Origin of the sequence: Micrococcus sp. Mcc89 (genome assembly GCF_024519795.1) — a bacterium.
GTDB classification, from domain to species: Bacteria; Actinomycetota; Actinomycetes; order Actinomycetales; family Micrococcaceae; genus Micrococcus; species Micrococcus luteus.
Genome location: NZ_JALJRI010000116.1, coordinates 1 through 21,326, shown reverse-complemented (window position 1 = coordinate 21,326; position 21,326 = coordinate 1). Strand labels below are relative to the sequence as shown.

Annotated in this window: 18 protein-coding genes; 11 read left to right on the top strand and 7 right to left on the bottom strand. The window is 74.0% G+C overall.

Annotated features, from left to right (window positions below; genetic code table 11):
* Positions 1-546: 546 nt before the first annotated feature.
* From NR072_RS10640 to NR072_RS10605, 8 genes are all read left to right on the top strand, one after another.
* Positions 547-1,413 carry a hypothetical protein gene (locus tag NR072_RS10640; protein ID WP_230278193.1) on the top strand — a complete coding sequence of 289 codons (867 nt, stop codon included), beginning with the start codon at positions 547-549 and terminating at the stop codon, positions 1,411-1,413.
* Positions 1,410-2,240 (top strand): HAD-IIA family hydrolase, encoded by an 831-nt coding sequence (locus tag NR072_RS10635; protein WP_123244153.1) that lies wholly within the window; start codon positions 1,410-1,412, stop codon positions 2,238-2,240. The genes NR072_RS10640 and NR072_RS10635 overlap by 4 nt, the downstream gene beginning before the upstream one ends.
* Complete coding sequence (locus tag NR072_RS10630; RefSeq protein WP_123244154.1) at positions 2,233-3,075, top strand: TlyA family RNA methyltransferase; 843 nt, start codon at positions 2,233-2,235, stop codon at positions 3,073-3,075. Before NR072_RS10635 ends, NR072_RS10630 begins: the two co-directional genes overlap by 8 nt.
* A 113-nt stretch (positions 3,076-3,188) precedes the next feature.
* A complete protein-coding gene (locus NR072_RS10625) occupies positions 3,189-4,277 on the top strand; it encodes an NAD kinase (RefSeq protein WP_065573206.1) in 1,089 nt (362 codons plus the stop codon).
* Complete coding sequence (recN, locus tag NR072_RS10620) at positions 4,274-6,016, top strand: DNA repair protein RecN (protein WP_061866978.1); 1,743 nt, start codon at positions 4,274-4,276, stop codon at positions 6,014-6,016. Before NR072_RS10625 ends, recN begins: the two co-directional genes overlap by 4 nt.
* A 41-nt stretch (positions 6,017-6,057) precedes the next feature.
* The gene (locus NR072_RS10615) at positions 6,058-6,765 is read left to right on the top strand and encodes an NUDIX hydrolase (protein WP_041102685.1); all 708 of its coding nucleotides are present in this window, start codon (positions 6,058-6,060) and stop codon (positions 6,763-6,765) included.
* Positions 6,762-7,778 (top strand): site-specific tyrosine recombinase XerD, encoded by a 1,017-nt coding sequence (gene xerD, locus NR072_RS10610; protein WP_002855875.1) that lies wholly within the window; start codon positions 6,762-6,764, stop codon positions 7,776-7,778. The genes NR072_RS10615 and xerD overlap by 4 nt, the downstream gene beginning before the upstream one ends.
* Positions 7,779-7,787: 9 nt before the next feature.
* On the top strand, positions 7,788-9,497 hold the full coding sequence (locus NR072_RS10605) for a CTP synthase (protein ID WP_078025592.1): 1,710 nt from the start codon (positions 7,788-7,790) through the stop codon (positions 9,495-9,497).
* Positions 9,498-9,742: 245 nt separating this feature from the next.
* Here the strand turns inward: NR072_RS10605 and NR072_RS10600 are convergent, their stop codons facing one another.
* The 4 genes from NR072_RS10600 to NR072_RS10585 are packed head-to-tail and all read right to left on the bottom strand — an operon-like array spanning position 9,743 to position 14,095.
* A complete protein-coding gene (locus NR072_RS10600) occupies positions 9,743-10,888 on the bottom strand; it encodes a bifunctional 2-methylcitrate synthase/citrate synthase (RefSeq protein WP_119217225.1) in 1,146 nt (381 codons plus the stop codon).
* Positions 10,889-10,944: 56 nt separating this feature from the next.
* Positions 10,945-11,883, bottom strand: a complete 939-nt coding sequence (gene prpB / locus NR072_RS10595) for a methylisocitrate lyase (RefSeq protein ID WP_123244155.1) — start codon at positions 11,881-11,883, stop codon at positions 10,945-10,947.
* Positions 11,883-13,409: an MmgE/PrpD family protein gene (locus NR072_RS10590; RefSeq protein WP_134416927.1), complete on the bottom strand. Its 1,527-nt coding sequence runs from the start codon at positions 13,407-13,409 to the stop codon at positions 11,883-11,885. Before NR072_RS10590 ends, prpB begins: the two co-directional genes overlap by 1 nt.
* Entirely contained in the window at positions 13,406-14,095 is a 690-nt protein-coding gene (locus NR072_RS10585; RefSeq protein ID WP_020628108.1) for a GntR family transcriptional regulator, read from the bottom strand. Before NR072_RS10585 ends, NR072_RS10590 begins: the two co-directional genes overlap by 4 nt.
* A 216-nt stretch (positions 14,096-14,311) precedes the next feature.
* On the opposite strand from NR072_RS10585, the gene NR072_RS10580 reads away from it, so the two are divergent.
* Positions 14,312-16,267, top strand: coding sequence for an AMP-binding protein (locus tag NR072_RS10580; RefSeq protein WP_163721721.1), 1,956 nt, complete (start codon positions 14,312-14,314; stop codon positions 16,265-16,267).
* A gap of 7 nt (positions 16,268-16,274) precedes the next feature.
* On the opposite strand, the gene NR072_RS10575 is transcribed toward NR072_RS10580, so the two are convergent.
* The 3 genes from NR072_RS10575 to NR072_RS10565 all read right to left on the bottom strand — a co-directional run bounded on the left by NR072_RS10575 (position 16,275) and on the right by NR072_RS10565 (position 18,595).
* Positions 16,275-16,991 (bottom strand): response regulator, encoded by a 717-nt coding sequence (locus NR072_RS10575; RefSeq protein ID WP_256837207.1) that lies wholly within the window; start codon positions 16,989-16,991, stop codon positions 16,275-16,277.
* The gene (locus NR072_RS10570) at positions 16,988-17,209 is read right to left on the bottom strand and encodes an ATP-binding protein (protein WP_230278192.1); all 222 of its coding nucleotides are present in this window, start codon (positions 17,207-17,209) and stop codon (positions 16,988-16,990) included. Before NR072_RS10570 ends, NR072_RS10575 begins: the two co-directional genes overlap by 4 nt.
* 354 nt (positions 17,210-17,563) lie before the next feature.
* Positions 17,564-18,595: a cache domain-containing protein gene (locus NR072_RS10565; protein ID WP_230278191.1), complete on the bottom strand. Its 1,032-nt coding sequence runs from the start codon at positions 18,593-18,595 to the stop codon at positions 17,564-17,566.
* A 187-nt stretch (positions 18,596-18,782) separates the two neighbouring features.
* Between NR072_RS10565 and NR072_RS10560 the strand changes: the two genes are divergently transcribed.
* Both NR072_RS10560 and NR072_RS10555 read left to right on the top strand, forming a co-directional pair.
* Positions 18,783-20,198: a cation:dicarboxylate symporter family transporter gene (locus tag NR072_RS10560; RefSeq protein WP_256837205.1), complete on the top strand. Its 1,416-nt coding sequence runs from the start codon at positions 18,783-18,785 to the stop codon at positions 20,196-20,198.
* A gap of 241 nt (positions 20,199-20,439) precedes the next feature.
* Positions 20,440-21,300: a ParA family protein gene (locus NR072_RS10555; RefSeq protein WP_050773867.1), complete on the top strand. Its 861-nt coding sequence runs from the start codon at positions 20,440-20,442 to the stop codon at positions 21,298-21,300.
* Positions 21,301-21,326 lie beyond the last annotated feature (26 nt).

The window sequence follows — 21,326 nt, the reverse complement described above, 5'->3', positions numbered from 1 at the left end:
GTTGTGGGAGAGTAGGTCGCCGCCGGACATTCTTTGAGGGAGGGCCTCGCACTGTTGGTGCGAGGCCCTTCCCGCATTTCTGGACTGTTTTCCCCGCAAGGACGGTCTGCCACAGGCTCCGGGCACTAGCCTGGTCCCCTGAGGACCCGGCCGCGAGGCCGGCACATGAGGAACAGAGACCGCGTTCCCGCGGACCGTCGCGGCGTGACGCCCAGGAAGGACACCATGGCTGAGGACACCCCCCGAGAGCGCCGCGAGGACCGCGGATCCGAGGGCCGCGGGCCCCGTGGTGGCGGTGATGGCCGGCGTCGTGGTGGAGACCGCGACGGACGTCCTCGCAGCGGTGCCGGTGACCGGCGCCGCTCCGGCGGGCCTCACGAGGACCGGCGGCGCGGCCCGGGCCAGGGGGGCGGACGCCCCGAGCGCCGCGGTGCGCCGACGGGCCCTCGTCGCGAGGACCGCGCCGAACGACCCGCGCACAATCCCGGTGACCTCCGAGCGGCGAATCGTGCGGACCAGGAGCGCTCTCCGGACATCGACCCGGACGTGACGGGCCAGGAGCTCGACCGCGGCACGCTCAAGGAGATCAACGGCCTTGACGAGCGTCCTGCCAGCTGGGTCGCCAAGCATCTCGTGATGGCCGGCCGCTACCTGGACGTCGACCCGGCGCTGGCGTTCCAGCACGCCCTCGCCGCGTCCCGCAAGGGCGGCCGCCTCTCACGCGTGCGCGAGGCAGTCGCGCTCACCGCCTACGCGGCGGGGGAGTACGCCGACGCGCTGCGCGAGTTCCGCACCTACCGGCGTATGACGGGCGATGACACCCACATCGCCGCGCAGGTGGATAGCGAGCGTGCCCTCGGCCGCACGGAGAAGGCCCTGCAGCTGGCCGCCGAGGTGGATGCCTCGCGTCTGGACCGGGCGGCGCGGGCCGAGCTGGCCATGGTCGTCTCCGGCATCCGCGAGGACGCCGGCGACCTCCAGGGCGCCCATGAGGCCCTGCAGATCCCGGAACTGGACCGGCGGCGCGGCTACCCCTTCTCTCCCCGGCTGTTCCAGCGTCAGGCCGACGTGCTGCTCGCCCTGGGGCGCCGCGACGAGGCTCGGCTCTGGGCGCGCGCCGTGCGCGTCGCGGAGAAGGCCCTCGGCGTGGGCGGGTTCGCGGACCCGGAGATCATCGACGTGGACACCGAGCCGGTCGAGGACCCCCGGGACCGCCGCCCGTCCCCCCGCGAACGGCGCCACGAGCGGTCTGCGGCCGAGGCCGGTGCGGAGCCGACGGCGGACGGATCCCCGGCCGAGGAGCCGGAGGCCGCCACGGAGCCGCCGGCCGCCGTCGACGCGCCGGACGAGGTCGACCCGAACCAGCTGTCGCTGTTCGACGCCCTCGAGGCCCCGGAGGCGGACGGTCGGTGAGCGCCACGTTCTTCGACGGTCACGACGGGCTGCTGTGCGACCTGGACGGCGTCGTCTACGCCGGAGGCGGCGCGATCGCCGGGGCGGTCGAGACGCTGTCGACGCTGCAGGAACGGGGCGTGCCGGTCGGGTTCGTGACGAACAACGCCTCCCGCGCGCCGGAGTCCGTGGCCGAGCATCTCCGCACGCTCGGGGTGCCCGCGCAGGCGGGGCAGGTCTTCGGCTCCGCACCGGCGGGCGTCGACCTGCTCGAGGAGACGCTGGGCCGCCGCACCGGTCGGGTGCTCGTGGTCGGCTCGGCGTACCTGCGCGCCGTGGTCGAGGAGCGGGGCTACGAGGTGGTCGCGTCCGCGGCGCAGCGTCCCGACGCGGTGATCCAGGGCTTCGACCCCGGTCTCGGCTGGGCCGATCTGGCGGAGGCGGCGTACGCCGTGCGCGCCGGGGCCACCTGGGTCGCCACCAACCTGGACACCTCGATTCCGCGCGCGGAGGGGATCGCCCCCGGCAACGGGGCCCTCGTCGAGGCGGTGGGCCGGGCCACCGGCACCGCGCCCGTCGCGGCGGGCAAGCCCGAGCCACGACTGTTCCGGACGGCGGCCGACGCCCTCGGCCTGGCCCGTCCCCTCGTGGTCGGCGACCGCCTGGACACGGACATCCGCGGCGGCAACGCGGCGGGGTTCGACACGGTGCTCGTCCTGACCGGCATCGACACGCGCGAGACCGCGGGCGCCGCCCCCGGGCCAGACCGGCCGACGTGGGTCCGTGCTCACCTGCCCGCTCTGCTCGCCGGCGGGGCCGAGGCCTCCGCGGACCCACGGCGTGGCTGAGACCGCACGCGCCGACGTCGCCCTGGCCGCTCGGGGCCTGGCACGCTCCCGCACGGAGGGCGCGGCGCTCATCCGCGCGGGACAGGTGCTCCTCGACGGCCGCCCGGTGCGCCGGCCCGCCGACCGCGTGGCCGCCGACGCCACCCTGCGCCTGCGCGACCCGGGCCCGCGGTACGTCTCCCGTGCGGCCCACAAGCTGGTCAGCGCACTCGAGGCGTTCCCGGACGTGGGCGTGGCCGGCCGCCGGGCGCTCGACGCCGGGGCCTCCACCGGCGGCTTCACCCAGGTCCTCCTCGAGCGGGGCGCTGAACGGGTGGCCGCCGTCGACGTGGGCCACGACCAGCTGGCCCCGCCCGTCCGGGCCGACCCTCGCGTCCTCGTGCGCGAGGGGCTCAACGTCCGCGACCTCACGGCCGAGGACATCGACGGTCCGGTGGACCTGGTGGTCTCCGACCTGTCCTTCATCTCGCTGCGTCTCGTCCTCGCCCCGCTCGCGGGCGTGTGCCGACCCGGCGCCGAGCTGCTGCTCATGGTCAAGCCCCAGTTCGAGGTCGGGCGGCGCGCTCTGCCGCGGACGGGCGTCGTGACCGATCCCGACGCCCGCCGCGACGCCGTCGCGGGGGTGGCCGCGGCCGCGCTGGGCGCCGGCCTCGCACCGCGCGGCCTTGCCCGATCCGGCCTGGCCGGCCAGGACGGGAACGCCGAGTTCTTCCTGCGACTCCGCCGTCCCGACGCCACCGCGGCCGACGACCCGGCTGGCGGGACGGGCCCGGCCACGCCCGCCGGCGAGAGCGCCGCCGGGTGGGTCCGGGGCGCGCACATCGACTGGTCCTGACCCCCGACCGGGGGACACCGCCCGTCCACGGGCGCGGGGCCACCGGTTCGCGCGTCCGGTCTCGTGGCTATCCTGGAGCGCAGTGCCCGGCACCCCGGCCCGCGGAAGGAACCATGCCCTACACCCCCGGACGTCGCGTCCTCGTCCTGACCCACACGGGCCGCGAGGACGCCATCAGCGCGGCGCTGCAGGCCACCCGCATGTTCGCGGAGGAGGGCCTGGTCAGCGTCATGCTCGAACAGGACGTGGCCGCCATCCGCGCGGCCGCGGGGGACCCCCCGGAGTTCGCGCCGGAGGCCCTCGGGGTCGACTGCGAGCTCGAGGACATCACCCTCGGCCTCGTCCTCGGCGGCGACGGCTCGGTGCTGCGGGCGGCCGACTTCGTCCGCGGCTACAACGTGCCGCTGCTGGCGGTGAACCTGGGCCACGTCGGCTTCCTCGCCGAGTCCGAGCGCACCGACCTGCACCGCACCGTCCAGGCGATCGCCTCGGAGTCCTACGTGGTGATCGAGCGCATGGCCCTGGACGTCGTCGTGCACGTGGAGGGCCGCGAGGTGGCCCGCACGTGGGCCCTCAACGAGGCCTCCGTGGAGAAGTCCCACCGGGAGCGGATGCTCGAGGTGGTCGTGTCCGTGGACAACTCGCCGCTGACGGCCTTCGGCTGCGACGGCGTCGTGCTGGCCACCCCCACCGGCTCCACGGCCTACGCCTTCTCCGGCGGGGGCCCTGTGGTGTGGCCCTCCGTGGAGGCCCTGCTGTGCGTGCCCATCAGCGCCCACGCCCTGTTCACCCGCCCCCTCGTGGTGGGTCCGCGCTCCACGATCGGCGTGGACGTGCTCACCCGCACCCGCGAGACCGGTGTGCTGTGGTGTGACGGCCGGCGCACCGTCGAACTGCCGCCGCAGGCCCGGATCGAGGTGTCCCGGTCGGCGGAGCCGGTGCGCCTGGCCCGTCTCAACCCGACTCCCTTCGCGGAACGGCTGGTGCGCAAGTTCCGGCTGCCCACGGACGGCTGGCGCGGCCCCGTCACCGCCCAGGAGCGGGCGGGCGTGCTCCACGCGGTGGAGACCGTCGAGCCGCGGCACGCGGGGCCGCGTCCCGACGTCGTCGAACCGGCCACCATGCCGCTGTCGGTGCTCTCGCCCGCGGACATCCAGCGCCACCGCGACCGCGGGGCGCGTCACCCCGGGGAGGACGCATGATCGACCATCTGAGGATCTCGGGGCTCGGCGTGATCGGCGAGGCCACCGTGGACCTGGACCCCGGCTTCACCGTCGTCACCGGTGAGACCGGCGCCGGCAAGACCATGGTGGTCACCGCCCTGGGCCTGCTGCTCGGTGCTCGCGCCGACGCGGGCGCGGTCCGCCGGGGCTCGTCCCGAGCCGTCGTGGACGCCGGCGTGCGCGTGGCCGCGGACCACGCGGCGCTCCGCCTGGCTCAGGAGGCCGGTGCGGTCGTGGACGAGGGCGACGACGGCACCCGCGACCTGGTCCTCAGCCGCAGCGTCACGGCGTCGGGGGAGGGCACACGCTCCCGCGCCGCGGCCGGCGGCCGTTCCGTGCCCGTGGGCCTGCTCTCCGAGATCGGGGCCACGCTCGTGGCCGTGCACGGGCAGAACGACCAGGTCCGCCTCCAGGGCGCCGACGCCCAGCGGCACGCCCTCGATGCGTTCGGCGGCGCCGAGCTCGCCGCGGCCCTGCGGGCCTACCGCGCCGACCACGCCGCCTGGGCCGCCGCGCGTCGGGAGCGCGAGGAGCTCACCACCCACCGCCAGGAGCGGGCCCGCGAGGCCGAGGCGCTCCAGCGCTCGCTCGAGGAGATCGACCTCGCCGACCCGCAGGAGGGGGAGGACGAGGAGCTGCGGGCTCTCATCCGCCGGCTCGAGGACGTCGAGGAGCTGCGTGCCGCCTCGGGGGAGGCGCACGCCCGACTGGCCGGCCCCGACGTGGACGCGATGGACGAGACCCCCGGCGCCGTCAGCCTCGTGGAGGGGGCGCGGCAGGCCGTGCTCGCCGCCCCCGGCGACGACCCCGAGCTCGCCGCCGCGGCCGCGCGCCTGGCCGAGGCCGCCGTCGTGCTCACGGACATCGCCGGCGACCTGGCCCGCTACACCGCTGACCTGGACGCCGACGCGGCCTCCGACCTCGACGCGGCCCAGTCGCGGCTGGCCGAGCTCACACGACTGCAGCGGCTCTACGGGCCGGAGCTCGCCGACGTGATCGACTGGGCCCGGACCCAGCGTCCGCGCCTGGACGAGCTGCAGGGCGACTCCGGCCGCCTCGAGGAGCTCGAGGCGGAGGTCGACCGGCTGGACGCCGCGCTGCGCGAGCGGGCCGCGACCCTCACCGCCCTGCGCACCGCGGCCGCCGAGCGGCTCGAGACCGCGGTGACCGAGGAGCTGCACGCCCTGTTCATGCCGGACGCCTCGTTCCACGTCGGGCTGACGCCGGTCGCCGGGGACGGTCTCGGCCCGTACGGCGCTGAGGACGTCACGCTCGCCCTGCGCCCCCACGCGGGCGTCGAGCCCCGGCCCCTGGGCCGCGGCGCCTCCGGCGGCGAGCTCTCCCGCGTGATGCTCGCCCTCGAGGTGGTCCTGGCCGCCACGGACCCGGTGCCCACCTTCGTGTTCGACGAGGTCGACGCCGGCGTGGGCGGTGAGGCCGCCGTGCGGATCGGGGCACGCCTGGCCCGGCTCGCCCGCCACGTGCAGGTCATCGCCGTGACGCACCTGCCCCAGGTCGCCGCCTATGCGGACCGGCACGTGCGGGTGGAGAAGAACTCGGATCCGGCCGCGGGTGTGACCACCTCCGACGTCGTGACCCTGACGGCCGACGAACGGGTCGAGGAGCTCGCCCGCATGCTCGCCGGCCGCGGGGACTCCGCGGCGGCCCGCGAGCACGCCCGGGAGCTGCTCGAGTCCTCCGCCCGCGAACGCGGCTGACCCGGTCCGCGGACGCCGCCCCGACATGAAAGGATCGCCCCATGCCTGAGATCCCCGCGTCCGCGGGACGCTCGCCCCTGCGCGACCTGCACGTCCCCCGCCCGGTGAAGAAGTCGAAGACCGTCTACGAGGGCCGAGTGTGGGACATCGCCCGGGAGTCGTTCCGCCTGGACCCGGCGGACAAGTCCCGGGATCCGCTGACCCGGGAGCTGATGGTGCACCCGGGCGCCGTGGCGATCCTCGCGGTCCGCACCAAGCTCACCACCACCGGCCCCCGCGAGCAGGTGGCCCTCGTCCGCCAGTACCGCCACCCCGTGGGCATGGAGCTGTGGGAGATCCCGGCGGGCCTGCGGGACGTGGACGGGGAGGACCTCCACCAGGTCGCCGTCCGTGAGCTGGCCGAGGAGGCCGACCTGCGCGCCCGCGAGTGGCACACCCTCGTCGACTACTACACGACCCCGGGCGGCTCCAGCGAGGCGATCCGCGTGTTCCTGGCCCGTCAGATCGAGGAGATCCCCGACGGCGAGCGGCACACCCGGCAGGACGAGGAGGCGGCCATGCCGCTCGTGTGGGTCGGCCTCGACGAGGTGACCGACGCCGTCCTGGACGGCCGGGTGCACAACCCGTCCACCGTCGTCGCCGTGCTGGCCCTGGGCGCCCACCGGGCCCAGGGCTGGCGACGCCTGCGTCCCGTGGACGCGCCGTTCGTCCCCGACCGCCACGGCCCCGGGGCGGACTGGCCCGCGTGAGCACCGACCCGGCCGCCCGGGGGAGCGGCGAGGCCGAGGCCCGTGGGAGCCGTGGGGGCCGGGGCGCGGAGTCCGCGCTCGCGGCCCCGTTCCGCCGCCACCTGGAGCACCTGGCCGTCGAGCGGGGCCTCGCCGCGAACACGCTGGCCGCCTACCGCCGCGACCTCGAGCGCTACCGCCGCTGGCTCGAAGCCCACGGGGTGCGCGCCCCCGCCGACGTCGACCCCGGCCACGTCTCCGGCTTCCTGCGGGCGCTGGGCACCGGCGAGGACGGCGGGCGGCCCCTCGCGGTCCGCTCGGCGGCCCGCGTGCTCGCGGCCGTGCGCGGCCTGCACCGGTTCTGGGCCCTCGAGGGACTCACGCCCGCCGACCCCGCCCGCGACGTCCACCCGCCGAAGCCGGGCGACCGCCTGCCGAAGGCGCTCCCCGTGGAGCAGGTGACGGCGCTGCTGGAGGCCGTGCCCGTCGACACCCCCGCCGGACTGCGGGACCGCGCGCTGCTCGAGTTCCTCTACGGCACCGGCGCCCGCATCTCCGAGGTGGTCGGCCTCGACGTCGACGACGTGGTGGGGCTCGCGCAGACCGGGGACGACGGCGGCCAGCCCGTGGTCCGCCTGTTCGGCAAGGGGTCCAAGGAGCGCGTGGTGCCGATCGGCTCCTACGCGGCCGCCGCGCTCGACGCATGGCTGGTGCGGGGACGGCCCACGATCATGACGGGAGTCACACGCTCCACGCCCGCCCTGTTCGTCAACGCCCGCGGGGGCCGGCTCTCCCGGCAGTCCGCGTGGGCCGTGCTGAAGCGGGCGGCCGAGCGCGCCGGCCTCGAGGCGGACGTCTCGCCCCACACCCTGCGCCACTGCTTCGCCACGCACCTGCTGGCCGGCGGCGCGGACGTCCGCGTGGTCCAGGAGCTGCTCGGGCACGCGTCCGTGACCACCACGCAGGTGTACACCCTCGTCACCGTGGACTCCCTGCGCGAGGTCTACGCCGCCGCGCATCCGCGCGCGCGCTGAGCCCCGCACCTGATACGCTCGAGATCCGTGGTGAAACGAACTTCTCGTACTCAGACGTCCACGCGCGTCACCCGTCACGTGTTCGTGACCGGCGGTGTCGCCTCCTCCCTCGGCAAGGGGCTCACGGCCTCCTCGCTCGGCCACCTGCTCAAGGCGCGCGGGCTCAGGGTGGTGATGCAGAAGCTCGACCCCTACCTCAACGTGGACCCGGGCACCATGAACCCGTTCCAGCACGGCGAGGTGTTCGTCACCGAGGACGGCGCCGAGACGGACCTGGACATCGGCCACTACGAGCGCTTCCTCGACGAGGACCTCGACGGCCTGGACAACGTGACCACCGGCCAGGTGTACTCCACCGTGATCGCCCGCGAGCGCCGCGGCGAGTACCTCGGGGACACCGTCCAGGTCATCCCGCACATCACCGACGAGATCTGCCGCCGGATGCGCCTGCCCGCGGAGCCCCGCGGCGACCGCCCCGCCCCGGACGTGATCATCACGGAGATCGGCGGCACCGTCGGCGACATCGAGTCGCAGCCCTTCCTCGAGGCCGCCCGCCAGGTCCGCCAGGACGTCGGCCGCGACGACGTCTTCTTCCTGCACGTCTCCCTCGTGCCGTACATCGGCCCCTCGCAGGAGCTCAAGACCAAGCCCACCCAGCACTCCGTGGCCGCCCTGCGCTCGATCGGCATCCAGCCGGACGCGATCGTGCTGCGCTCGGACCGGGCCGTCCCCGACGATGTCCGCGGCAAGATCGCCCGCATGTGCGACGTCCCGCAGGACGCCGTCGTCAACTGCGCCGACGCCCCCTCCATCTACGACATCCCCCGCGTCATCCACGACCAGGGCCTCGACGCCCACGTGGTGCAGTCCCTGGACCTGAAGTTCAAGGACGTGGACTGGACCGCGTGGGATGCCCTCATGGACGCCGTGCACCACCCGGAGCACGAGCTCACGGTGGCGCTCGTGGGCAAGTACGTGGACCTGCCGGACGCCTACCTGTCCGTCACCGAGGCGCTGCGCGCCGGTGGCTTCGCCCACCGGGCCAAGGTGGGCATCCGCTGGGTGGCCGCGGACGAGTGCGCCACCCCCGAGGGCGCGGCGGTGGCGCTCGCGGACGTCGACGCCGTGTGTGTGCCCGGCGGCTTCGGCGTGCGCGGGCTCGAGGGCAAGCTCGGCGCGCTGCGGCACGCCCGCGAGCAGCGGATCCCGACGCTGGGTCTGTGCCTGGGCCTGCAGTCCATGGTCATCGAGTACGCCCGCAACGTCCTCGGCCTGGAGGACGCGGACTCCACCGAGTTCGACCCGGAGACCGCCTCGCCCGTGATCGCCACCATGGCCGAGCAGGAGCAGATCGTGGCCGGCGAGGGGGACCTCGGCGGCACCATGCGCCTGGGCGCCTTCCCCGCGACCCTGCGCCCGGGCTCCGTGGTGGCCGAGGCCTACGGCACCACCGAGGTGACCGAGCGCCACCGCCACCGCTACGAGGTGAACAACGCCTACCGCGACCGCCTCGAGGAGGCCGGTCTCGCGATCTGCGGCACCTCCCCGGACGGCGCCCTCGTGGAGTTCGTGGAGCTGCCCCGGGACGTGCACCCGTACTACGTGTCCACGCAGGCCCACCCGGAGTTCTCCTCCCGGCCGACCCGCCCGCACCCGCTGTTCGCCGGCCTCGTCGCCGCCGGCCTGGCCCGCCGCGCCGACGCGGCGGCCCGGCGCTGAGGGGCCGACGACCGGCCCGACACAGTGGTCACGACACGCCGTCGCCGCGCCCGGCACGCGGCGTGTCGTGACCACTCTGCGAGGGCGTCGCACCGATGACGACACGACGACGGCGGGCCGCCCCACCCGGGGCGACCCGCCGTCGTCGTGCACGCGGCACCGCGCCGCGAGCGAATGGGGCGACGTGTCGGAGGTGATCTGCGTCTACACCTCCGACAAGTCGCCCCGACCGCCCCTCACGAGGCTCAGCCCGCCGGCAGCTCCCGCTGCTCGGGGCCGTCGTAGGCCGAGAGCGGGCGGATCAGCGCGTTCGCGGCGCGCTGCTCCATGATGTGGGCGGTCCAGCCCGTGATGCGCGAGGCGATGAACAGCGGGGTGAACATCTCCGTGTCGAAGCCCATCAGGTGGTAGGTCGGGCCGGCGGGGTAGTCGAGGTTCGGCTTGATCTGCTTGGCCTCGTCCATGGCCTGCTCCAGACCGTCGTACAGGCCGAGCATCTCCTCGCGGCCGTAGTGCTCGATCATCCGGTCCAGCGCGGCCTTCATGGTGGGCACGCGGGAGTCGCCGTTCTTGTAGACGCGGTGGCCGAAGCCCATGACCTTCTTCTTCTGGGCCAGGGCGTCCTCCATCCACGCCTTCGCTCGGGCGGCGGCGTCCTCACGGGACTCCTCCTTCCGGATGCCGATCTCGTCGAAGGTGTGCATCACGGCCTCGTTGGCGCCGCCGTGCAGGGGGCCCTTGAGCGCGCCGATCGCACCGGTCACGGCCGAGTGCAGGTCGGAGAGCGTCGAGGTGATCACGCGCGCGGTGAAAGTCGAGGCGTTGAACGAGTGCTCGGCGTACAGCACCATCGAGACGCGGAACGCGTCCACGACCTCCGGGGCGGCCTCCTCGCCGAACGTCATCCAGAGGAAGTTCTGCGAGTAGTCCAGGTCCTCGCGCGGCTCCACCACGTCCTGGCCGCGCCGGCGGCGCTGGTCGTAGGCGACGACGGCCGGGAACGCCGCGAACAGGGCCTGGGCCTTCTCCAGCTCGGCCTCGGGGGAGGAGTCCTCCGCCTTCGGGTGGTTCGCGCCGAGCACGGACACGGCGGTGCGTCCGACGTCCATGGGGTGGCAGTCGGTGGGCAGCAGGTCGATGGCCTGCTTCACCTTCGGGTCGAGGGCACGGTGCGCGCGCTCGAAGTGCTCGAACGCGGCCAGCTCCTCGTCCGTGGGCAGCTCGCCCGTCCAGAGCAGCAGCGCGACGGCCTCGAACGAAAGCTGCGCGGCCAGGTCCTGCACGGGGTAGCCGCGATACAGCAGGGAGTTCGTCTCCGGGTTGACCTTGGAGATCGCCGTGGTGTCCACGACGACGCCGGCCAGGCCCTTCTTGATCTCGGTCTCGGTCATGGTGTCCCTCCTCGGGGAGTGGGGCCCGCCCGCGCACGGGCGGGCCCGGTGACGGGTCAGAGGTCGGCGTGGTTGGCGCCGATGTCGAGCGTGGGCACGTCGAAGTTGAAGATGCCCGTGTCGAAGGCGTTGTAGCCCTCGTAGTCCACCAGCTCGTAGAGGCGGGCGCGGGTGAGCATCTGCTCCACCTGCGACTGCTGGGTGCCCTCCTCCTTGATGGCGTCGAGCACGCGCTCGGCGGCGCCCATCGCGGAGCGCAGCAGGGTGACCGGGTAGATCACCATCGCGATGCCGGCGTCCGCCAGCTGCCGGCGGGTGAACAGCTCGGACTTGCCGAACTCGGTCATGTTCGCCAGGACCGGGACCCCGAGGGGCTCCAGCTCGCGACACACGGTCTCGAACTCGCCGATGTCCTTCAGGGCCTCCGGGAAGATCGCGTCCGCACCGGCCTCCACGAGCGCCTTCATGCGGGCGATCGCGGCGTCCAGGCCCTCCACGGCACGCAGGTCGGTGCGCGCCATGATGAGGAAGTTCGGGTCCCGGCGGGCGTCGACGGCGGCGGCGATGCGCTTGACCGCGGTGTCGAGGTCCACCATGTTCTTGCCGTCGAGGTGGCCGCATCGCTTGGGGTTGAACTGGTCCTCGATGTGGCAGCCGGCCAGGCCGGCGTTCTCGAACTCCTGCACCGTGCGGGCCACGTTCATCGGCTCGCCGAAGCCCGTGTCCGCGTCGATGAGGCACGGCAGGTCCGTGAGGCGGGCGATCTGCCCGCCGCGCACGGCCACCTCGGTGAGCGTGGTCAGCCCGACGTCGGGCAGGCCCAGCTCGTTCGCGAGCACGCCGCCGGAGATGTACACCCCGGGGAAGCCCTTCTCCTGGATCAGCTTGGCGGTCAGCGGGGTGAACGCGCCCGGGAACTGCTGGGCGCCGCCCTGCTTCAGGGTCTGCCGCAGGTCGATCCGCTTCTGTTCGGCCGTCTTCGTCGAGTACAGCATCAGAACAGGCCCTTCGGGGCGGCGGCGAGGTCGGCCTCGGGCAGGAACGCCGGGTCCGCCAGGATGTTCAGCTGGTCCAGCTCGCCGGGCTGCAGCTCGGCCACGCGCTCGGCGGCGGCCAGGAAGCGGTCCTGCTCCTCCTTCGAGACGATGCCCTCGGCCAGGGTGCGGAACTTCTGGATGTACTGTTCGCGGGCGAAGGGCCGGGCGCCGAGCGGGTGGGCGTCGGCCACGGCGATCTCGTCGGTGATGACGGTGCCGTCCTTGAGGGTGATCTCCACCGCGCCGCCGAACGCCTTCTCCGCGAGGTCCAGCGAGTGGTAGCGGCGGGTCCACTCCGGGTCCTCCACGGTGGTCACCCTGTGCCACAGGGCCACGGTGTCCTCGCGCTGGGCGCGCTCGGGGGCATAGGAGTCCACGTGGTGCCAGGAGCCGTCCTGCAGGGCCACGGTGAAGATGTAGGGGATGGAGTGGTCGAGGGTCTCGCGCGAGGCCGTCGGATCGTACTTCTGCGGGTCGTTGGCGCCCGAGCCGATCACGTAGTGGGTGTGGTGCGAGGTCTTGATCAGCACCGACTCGACGTTCGCCGGGTCGGTGGCCTCGGGGTGCTCCCTGTGGAGCTTGCGGGCCAGGTCGATCCAGGCCTGGGCCTGGTACTCGGCCGAGTGCTCCTTGGTGTAGGTGTCCAGGATGCCGCGCTTGGGCTCGCCCTGCTCGGGCAGCGGCACCTCGTAGGAGGCGTCCGGGCCGTCCAGCAGCCAGGCGATCACGCCGTCCTCGCCCTCGTAGATCGGGACGGGGGAGGTCTGGCCGCGCATGGCGCGGTCCACGGCCTCGACGGCCATCTTGCCCGCGAACGCCGGGGCGTGGGCCTTCCACGTGGAGATCTCGCCCTTGCGGGACTGGCGGGTGGCGGTGGTGGTGTGCAGGCCCTGGCCGATGGCCTGGAAGATGGTCTCGGTGTCCAGGCCGAGCAGGGTGCCGATGCCGGCGGAGGCGGAGGGGCCGATGTGGGCCACGTGGTCGATCTTGTGGCCGTACAGGTTGATGGACTTCACGAGGTCCACCTGGATCTCGTAGCCGGTGGCGATGCCGCGGATCAGGTCCTTGCCGGAGCGGCCGGCGTGCTGGGCGACGGCGAGGATCGGCGGGATGTTGTCGCCCGGGTGGGAGTACTCGGCGGCCAGGAACGTGTCGTGGTAGTCCAGCTCGCGGACGGCCACGCCGTTGGCCCACGCGGCCCACTCGGGGGAGACCTTCTGCTCCACACCGAACACGGAGGCGCCCTCGCCGCCGGTGGAGACGGGGTGGGACAGGGCCTGGGCGCGGGCGGCGACGATCGGGCCGCGCTTCAGCGAGGCGACGGCGACGGAGGCGTTGTCGATGATCCGGTTGACGATCATCTCCTCGACCTCGGGCAGCACCTCGACGTCGTCGACGGCCACCTCGGCCAGCTTCCAGGCCAGCTGGTCCTTGCGCTCGAGGTTCTCCTCGGAGCGGTGGACGCGCACGTGATGGTTCTTCATGGTCGGTCTCCTTCGGTGGGGGTCAGCAGGGTCGGGGTCTCCTCGGCGCGGCCGCGCCGGGTCAGATGGTGGAAGGCGTGGTGCAGGTGGACCCGCGTGGTCGCCTCCGCGAGGTCTGCGGCGCCCGAGCCGACGGCGTCGGCGATGTCCGCGTGCTCCGCGGCGGAGGCCGCGAGGCGGGCCGGGTCGTCCGCGGCCAGTCGGCGCAGGCGCGCCAGGTGCAGGCGCAGGGTGCGCAGGGTGGAGACGAGGTAGGGGTTCGCGGCGGCCTCGTCCAGCCGGCTGTCCAGCTCGGCCGTCATCGCGTAGTAGTCCGCCGGGTCGGTCCCGCCGCGCAGGGCCGCCTCGGCCTCCTGGAAACGGCCCGCGAGGACCGTGAACCGCTCGGCCGCCTCCGGGGTGGCCCGCTGCGCGGCCCGGCGCGCCAGGAGGGACTCGAGGGCGATGCGCAGGTCGAACAGCTGGTCCGCCTGTTCGAGGGACAGGTCGGCGACGACGATGCCCCGGCCCGGGGCCTGCTCGGCCAGGCCGTCGGCCACCAGGCGGGAGAGCGCCTCGCGCAGAGGGGTGCGCGAGATGCCCAGGCGCTCGGCCTGCTCCACCTCGCCCAGGCCCGCGCCCGGAGGGAGGGACCAGTCGAGGATCTCCGCCCTCAGGGCCTGGTACGCCCGCTCACTCGCTCGCATGCCGCCAGTGTATACACAACAGTCCCGCCGAGGGCAGGGGGTGTGTCCGATGCGCGTGCCGGGCGACGCCGTCCACGGGGAGCGTCGTCCGGCGTGCGGGGGCTGGGTGGTGCGTCCCCGGCGCGGGTCTCGCGCGTGCCGCCACGCCTCACTGACGGGGCACGAAATGTATACAGATCCCTTGCCCCCTGTGATCCACGGCACTACCCTGGGCGCATGGCGACCCACGATGCCCCCGCCGAAGACCGCCCCTCCGGCGCGTACGCCGACGCCCACGCCCGCTCCCTCCGCGACCCCGAGGGGTTCTGGCTCGACGCGGCGCGCGCCATCGACTGGACCGTCGCGCCCACGCGCGCCCTCGACGACTCCGCCGCGCCTCTGTACCGCTGGTTCCCGGACGGCGAGCTGAACACCGCCTTCAACTGCCTGGACCGGCACGTCGAGGCGGGCCGCGGGGACGCCGTCGCGCTGATCCACGACTCCGCGATGACCGGTGAGGTCACCCGCTACACGTACGCCGAGCTCACGGACGCGGTGGCCCGCCTGGCCGGCGCCCTGGCCGCGCGCGGCGTCGGCAAGGGCGACCGCGTCCTCGTGTACCTGCCGATGATCCCGCAGGCCCACATCGCGATGCTGGCGTGCGCGCGGCTCGGCGCGGTGCACTCCGTGGTCTTCGGCGGCTTCGCCCCGCGCGAGCTCGCCTCCCGCATCGACGACGCCGCCCCCGACGTCGTGCTCACCTGCTCCGGCGGCATCGAGCCCAAGCGCCGGGTCGAATACCTGCCCGCCGTGGCCGAGGCGCTCGAGACCGCCGCGCACCCCGTGCGCACGGTGCTGGTCCACCACCGCGAGGGCTTCGAGACCGCGCTCGCGGACGCCGACGGGCGCGGGGGCGCGAGCTGGGAGGACTGGGGCGAGGCCGTCGCGGCCGCCGAGCCGGCCGACTGCGTCCCGGTGCAGGCCACCGACCCGCTGTACGTGCTCTACACCTCGGGCACCACGGGCAAGCCGAAGGGCGTCGTCCGGGACAACGGGGGCCACGCCGTCGCCCTGCGCTGGACCATGGAGCACATCTACGACGTCGGTCCGGGGCAGGCGATGTGCACGGCCTCGGACGTGGGCTGGGTCGTGGGGCACTCCTACATCGTCTACGGCCCGCTGCTGGCCGGGGCCACCACGGTCATGTACGAGGGCAAGCCCGTGGGCACGTCCGACGCCGGCGCGTTCTGGCGGCTGATCGAGGACCACGGCGTGCGCTCCTTCTTCACGGCCCCCACGGCGCTGCGCGCGATCCGCCGCGCCGACCCCGAGGGCGAGCTGCTCAAGGACCACGACCTGTCCTCCCTGCGGCACTTCTTCGCCGCGGGCGAGCGCCTGGACCCGGAGACGCAGCGGTGGATCGAGGGCCTGCTGGGCATGCCGGTGATCGACCACTGGTGGCAGACCGAGACCGGGTGGGCTATCGCGGCGAACCCGGTGGGCCTGGAGCAGCTGCCGGTGAAGATCGGCTCGTCCTCGGTGCCCTCGCCGGGCGTCGATCTCGTGGTCCTGGACGGCCTGGGCGAGCCCGTGCCCGCCGGGACCGAGGGCAACATCGCCCTGCGGCTGCCGCTGCCCCCGGGCACCCTGCCCACCCTGTGGGGCGACGACCAGCGCTACATCGACTCCTACCTCAGCGCGTTCCCCGGCCATTACGCGACCGGTGACTCCGGCGTCGTGGACGAGGACGGCTACGTGTTCGTGCTCGGCCGCACCGACGACGTCATCAACGTCTCCGGGCACCGGCTGTCCACGGGCGTCCTCGAGGCCGCCCTGGCCGCCCACCCGGCGGTGGCCGAATGTGCCGTGATCGGCATCGCGGACCCGCTCAAGGGCCAGCGGCCCTCGGGCTACGTGGTCCTCAAGTCCGGCGTCGAGACGCCCGAGGCCGGCTCCGAGGCCGAGGCCGCGCTCCTGGACGAGCTGCGTCAGGCGGTGCGCCGCGAGGTGGGCCCGGTGGCGGACTTCCGCGACGTCGTCGTGGTGGACGCGCTGCCCAAGACCCGCTCGGGCAAGATCCTGCGCAAGACCATGCGGCAGATGGCCGACGGCGAGGAGTACGCGGTGCCCTCGACCATTGAGGACCCCGCCGTGCTCGAGGCCCTGGCCGGGGTGCTGCGCCCGGCCCGCTGAGCCCCGCTCACGTGCGGCCGGCCCAGCGGTACTCCTGCTCGGGCCGGCCACGGCCGCCGTGCCGGGCCGAGCGCCGCACCCGGCGGATCCGCTCGAGGTGCTCGAGGTAGCGCCGGGCCGTCACGCGGGAGATGCCCAGGCGCTCGCCCACCTCGGCCGCGCTCAGGGCGGTCTCCGGGTCCGCCCCCAGCAGCTCCACCACCTCGCGCAGGGTGCTCTCGGTCAGCCCCTTGGGCAGGGCCTCGGCGCGCCGCTCGCGGGAGACGCGGAAGACGGCGTCCACCTGCTCCTGGCCGTCGAGGGCGCCGTCGCCGGCCAGCATCGCCGAGGTGGCGCGGAACCCGCCCAGCCGATCCGCGAACTCGTCGAACCCGAACGGCTTCACGAGGTACTGCGTCACGCCGTACGCGACGGCCCGGCGCACCACCGGCAGGTCGGTGGCCGCGGTGAGCGCCAGCACCCCGCCGTGGAAGCCCGCCGCGCGCAGTTGGTGCAGGAAGTCCAGGCCGTGCCCGTCCGGCAGGTTCATGTCCAGCAGCACGACGTCGAACGGGAAGCGCCCGTCCGCGTGCAGGCCCGCCGCGGCGACCTGCCGCGCGGCCAACAGGGAGCCGGCCACCGCGGCCACCTCGAAGCCCGGCAGCCGGTCCAGGTGCGCCACGTAGGTCTCGGCCGTCAGCTGCTCGTCCTCGACGACGAGCACCCGGTACGGGCGGGCGGTCATATCTCCTCCTGGGGTCGGGGGGTGCGGGGCACCTCGACGGTGAACACGGTGCCCGAGTCGGTCGCGACGTCCGCGACCCCGCCGGCCTCCTCCGCGATCCGCCGCGTCAGCCACAGCCCCATGCCGCGTCCGGCGGCGCCGATGGGCTTCGTCGACCAGCCCCGGTCGAAGAGTCGGCCGCGGTCCGCGTCGGAGGGTCCGGGGCCGCCGTCGGCCACCTTGCACGAGCAGGCCCGCGGCGTCCGAGACCACCTCGACGTCGACCCACCGGTCTGCCGCGGACAGGTCGGGTGCGGCGGCCGCGTCGAGGGCGTTGTCCACGAGGTTGCCCAGCACGGTCAGCAGGTCGAGCGGGCGCAGCGGGGCGGACCAGGTCAGCGCCACGCCCCGCTCACGCGCCTGGGCGGCCTTCGCGTCGAGCAGGGCGGCGAGGACGTCGTCGGAGGCCTCCTCGTCCGCGGCGCGGCGGGACAGCACGGCCCGGGCGGCCTCCAGCCGGCCCGACTCCACGAGGGCGAGGGCGGTGTGCAGCTGGTTGGCGTGCTCATGCGTCTGCGCGCGCAGCGCCGTGGTCAGTGTGTGGGCCACGGTGAGCTCGTCGCCGAGCCGCTGCAGGTCGGTGCGGTCTCGTGCAGGACGAGCACGCGCGATCCCGCCGGGGCGGTGGTCACGCCCTCGCGGGCGGCCGCGGCGAGGGCCGTCGGCGGGACCGACCCGCCGGGGTCGGAACGGCCGGGCGACCGCACGACACGCTGCTGCACCACGAGGACCCGCCCGCCGGCGGCGAGGCTCGCCTCGCCGCCGACCGCGCCCGGCAGGGCCGCGGAGAGCTCGGTGGGCAGTCGAGGCTCGCCCGCGCCCTCCCAGCCGAGCAGGCGCGCGGCGGCGTCGTTGTGCAGGCGGGCCCGCCCGTCCGGGGCGAGGACCACGACGCCGGCCTCGAGCGAGTCCATGGCCGTCTCCGCCAGCAGGAACTGCTCGGCGATCTGCTCGGGGCCGCGTCCGAGCGTCACCCGGTTCAGATACCGGCCCACGAGCCAGGCGACGAGCAGGCCGACGGCGGCCACGGCGGCCGAGCCGAGCAGGATGCCGGGGATCTGGGCCTGGGCCATGATGGCGACATCGGAGATCTGCACGCCCGTCGTGACCACGCCCAGGACGGTGCCGTCCTCCGGGTCCACGACCGGTGCGAGCGCGCGCACCGAACGGCCCGCCGCACCGGTGCTCGAGAGCTCCACGACGGTGTCCCCGGCGACGACGGCGTCCACCGGCCTCGGGTAGCGGACGCCGACCTGCTCGGGGCGCCAGCTCGCCAACCGCATCCCGTCCGGGTCCATCACGGTCAGCCACGAGACCTGTGCCTCGGCGATCCAGCCGTCGATCCCGGCCTGCAAGGCGGGGGCGTCGCCGGCCCGCAGGGCCGAGACGAGCGCGGGGTCGCGCGCCACGAGGGTGGTGACGCCCTGGACGTGGCGCTCCTCGACGCGCTGGGCCACCTCGCGGGCCTGGAGGTAGGCGCTCCACACGCTGAACAGGGCGATGGCCGCCACGAGCGCCACGTGGACCACGGCGATCCGCCGGGCGATCGACCACGGGTGGCGCATGCCTCTCCTCCCTCGGGCCGGCGACGCGCCGGTCCACCCCCACGATCCTGCAGTCCGTCGGCCGCCGTGACCACTATGACCGCAATCGTGACCGACACCACCCGGGGCCGCGAGAGTGGTCACATCCCTCCCGCGCCGTTGCGGACCGCTCGGCGGCGCCCCACCACCGCACAGAACGGAACGCCCGATGGCGCACACCCCACCGGCCGAGACCTCGGCCCCGCCGGCCCCGGCGACGAAGAAGGACCGCACCCACTGGCTGTACATCGCCGTGATCGCCTCGGTGGTGCTGGGCGCCGCCGTCGGCCTGTTCTTCCCCGAGTTCGGCAAGTCCCTCAAGCCGCTGGGCGACGGCTTCGTCTCCCTCATCAAGATGATGATCGGCCCGGTCATCTTCTGCACGATCGTCCTCGGCGTCGGCTCGATCGCCAAGGCCGCGACCGTCGGCCGCGTGGGCGGCATCGCCCTGGTCTACTTCATGGCGATGTCCACGTTCGCGCTGGCCATCGGCCTCGTCGTCGGCAACCTCATCCACCCCGGCGAGGGCCTCAAGCTGACGCCCTACGACCCGAACAAGCCCCAGGCCGCGGCGGACGGCACCGTCCAGTTCCTGCTGGACATCATCCCCGGCTCCCTGCCGGTGCTGCCCACCCTGTTCATCGCCCTGCTCGTGGGCTTCGCCCTGCAGCAGATGGGCCCGGCCGGCGCCCCGCTGCTGCGCGGTCTCACCCTGATCCAGGGCGTCGTGTTCCGCATCCTCATGATGGTGATGTGGGTCGCCCCGATCGGCGCCTTCGGTGCGATCGCCGCCGTCGTCGGCTCCACGGGCTGGTCCGCGATCGGCGCCATGGCACTGCTCATGGGCGCCTTCTACCTGACCTGCATCGCCTTCATCGTGGTGGTGCTCGGCACCGTCCTGAAGGTCGTGACCGGCCTGAGCATCCTGTCCCTCATGAAGTACCTGGGCCGGGAGTACCTGCTCATCTTCGCCACCAGCTCCTCCGAGACCGCCCTGCCCCGCCTGATCGCCAAGATGGAGCACGCCGGCGTGGACAAGTCCGTCGTGGGCGTGACCGTGCCCACCGGCTACTCCTTCAACCTGGACGGCACCGCCATCTACCTGACCATGGCCGCGCTCTTCGTCTCCAACGCGATGGGCGCGGAGATGAACCTCGGCGAGCAGATCGGCCTGCTGGTCTTCATGATCATCGCCTCGAAGGGCGCGGCCGGCGTCACCGGCGCGGGCATGGCCACGCTCGCCGCCGGCCTGCAGGCGCACCGACCCGAGCTGCTCGGCGGCATGGGCGTGATCGTGGGCATCGACAAGTTCATGTCCGAGGCCCGCGCCCTGACCAACTTCACCGGCAACGCCGTGGCCACGCTCCTCGTCGGCCGCTGGGTGGGCGAGCTCGACGGCGAGCGTGCCCGGCGCGTCCTCAGCGGCGAGCTGAAGTTCGACGAGGCGACCGTGGCCGGCCACGACGGCGCCGCGCATGACCCGCAGCAGTCCCCGACGATCGCCGAGCAGGCCTACGAGGGTCACCCCGACTCCAGCCTGAACTTCGCCATGGCCGCCGACGGCGACCGGAACCCCGCCCGCTGACGGAGGCGGCGGGCCCGCGCGGCACGCCGCACCGTCGACCACCGGCGACGCCGGGGACGAGCCTGGACACCGGCCCGTCCCCGGCGCCGCCGTCGTCCCGGGAACGCCAGGCACTAGGGTGGGGGAAGATCCGGACACGCCGACGACGGCGGCCGCGGCGCGCCGCGGCCCGCGGCCGGGCGTGCAGACCACCGTGGAAGGAGCCGGCGCCGCCGTGACCTCGAGAGAACCGATCCCCGTGATGACCATCCACGGCGAGCCCGTGCTCGGGCCCACCGGCCGGCCCAAGCACGACTTCCCCGAGCCCGCGCCCCTGACCTCGCACGGCCCGGCGCGGATCATCTCGATGGTGAACCAGAAGGGCGGCGTGGGGAAGACGACCTCCACCATCAACCTGGGCGCCGCGCTCGCGGGCTACGGCCGCAGGGTGCTCATGGTGGACTTCGACCCGCAGGGCGCCCTCTCGGCAGGCCTGGGCGCGAACCCGCACGAGCTCGACACCACGGTGTACAACGTGCTCATGGAGCGGTCGGTGACCGCGAAGGACGCGATCCTGTCCACGGACTTCGAGAACATGGACCTGCTGCCGGCCAACATCGACCTGTCCGCGGCCGAGGTGCAGCTCGTCAACGAGGTGGCCCGCGAGCAGGTCCTCGAGCGCGCGCTGCGCCAGGTCCGCGACGACTACGACGTGGTCCTCATCGACTGCCAGCCCTCGCTGGGCCTGCTGACCGTCAACGCGCTGACCGCCTCGCACGGCGTGATCATCCCGCTGACCGCCGAGTTCTTCGCGCTGCGCGCGGTCGCCCTGCTCGTCGAGACGATCGAGAAGGTGCAGGACCGACTCAACCCGGACCTGGAGATCGACGGCGTGCTGGCCACCATGTTCGACCAGCGGACCCTGCACTCCAAGGAGGTCGTGGGCTCGCTGGTGGCCGGCTTCGGAGACCGCGTGTTCGAGACCGTCATCAAGCGCTCCATCAAGTTCGCCGACGCCACGGTGGCGGCCACGCCCATCACCCTGTTCGCCGAGAACCACGACGGCGCCAAGGCCTACCGGCAGCTCGCCCGTGAGCTGATCAGCCGCGGCGGCGCGCCGTGACCGTCCGCTGAGCGCCGACGACGCCG

Excerpts from the sequence above, each read along its gene's own strand:
- NR072_RS10625 (WP_065573206.1), top strand. The coding sequence starts at position 3,189 with ATGCCCTACACCCCCGGACGTCGCGTCCTCGTCCTGACCCACACGGGC.
- recN (WP_061866978.1), top strand. The coding sequence starts at position 4,274 with ATGATCGACCATCTGAGGATCTCGGGGCTCGGCGTGATCGGCGAGGCC.
- NR072_RS10615 (WP_041102685.1), top strand. The coding sequence starts at position 6,058 with ATGCCTGAGATCCCCGCGTCCGCGGGACGCTCGCCCCTGCGCGACCTG.
- NR072_RS10600 (WP_119217225.1), bottom strand. The coding sequence starts at position 10,888 with ATGACCGAGACCGAGATCAAGAAGGGCCTGGCCGGCGTCGTCGTGGAC.
- prpB (WP_123244155.1), bottom strand. The coding sequence starts at position 11,883 with ATGCTGTACTCGACGAAGACGGCCGAACAGAAGCGGATCGACCTGCGG.
- NR072_RS10590 (WP_134416927.1), bottom strand. The coding sequence starts at position 13,409 with ATGAAGAACCATCACGTGCGCGTCCACCGCTCCGAGGAGAACCTCGAG.
- NR072_RS10585 (WP_020628108.1), bottom strand. The coding sequence starts at position 14,095 with ATGCGAGCGAGTGAGCGGGCGTACCAGGCCCTGAGGGCGGAGATCCTC.
- NR072_RS10580 (WP_163721721.1), top strand. The coding sequence starts at position 14,312 with ATGGCGACCCACGATGCCCCCGCCGAAGACCGCCCCTCCGGCGCGTAC.
- NR072_RS10575 (WP_256837207.1), bottom strand. The coding sequence starts at position 16,991 with ATGACCGCCCGCCCGTACCGGGTGCTCGTCGTCGAGGACGAGCAGCTG.
- NR072_RS10565 (WP_230278191.1), bottom strand. The coding sequence starts at position 18,595 with ATGCGCCACCCGTGGTCGATCGCCCGGCGGATCGCCGTGGTCCACGTG.
- NR072_RS10560 (WP_256837205.1), top strand. The coding sequence starts at position 18,783 with ATGGCGCACACCCCACCGGCCGAGACCTCGGCCCCGCCGGCCCCGGCG.
- NR072_RS10555 (WP_050773867.1), top strand. The coding sequence starts at position 20,440 with ATGACCATCCACGGCGAGCCCGTGCTCGGGCCCACCGGCCGGCCCAAG.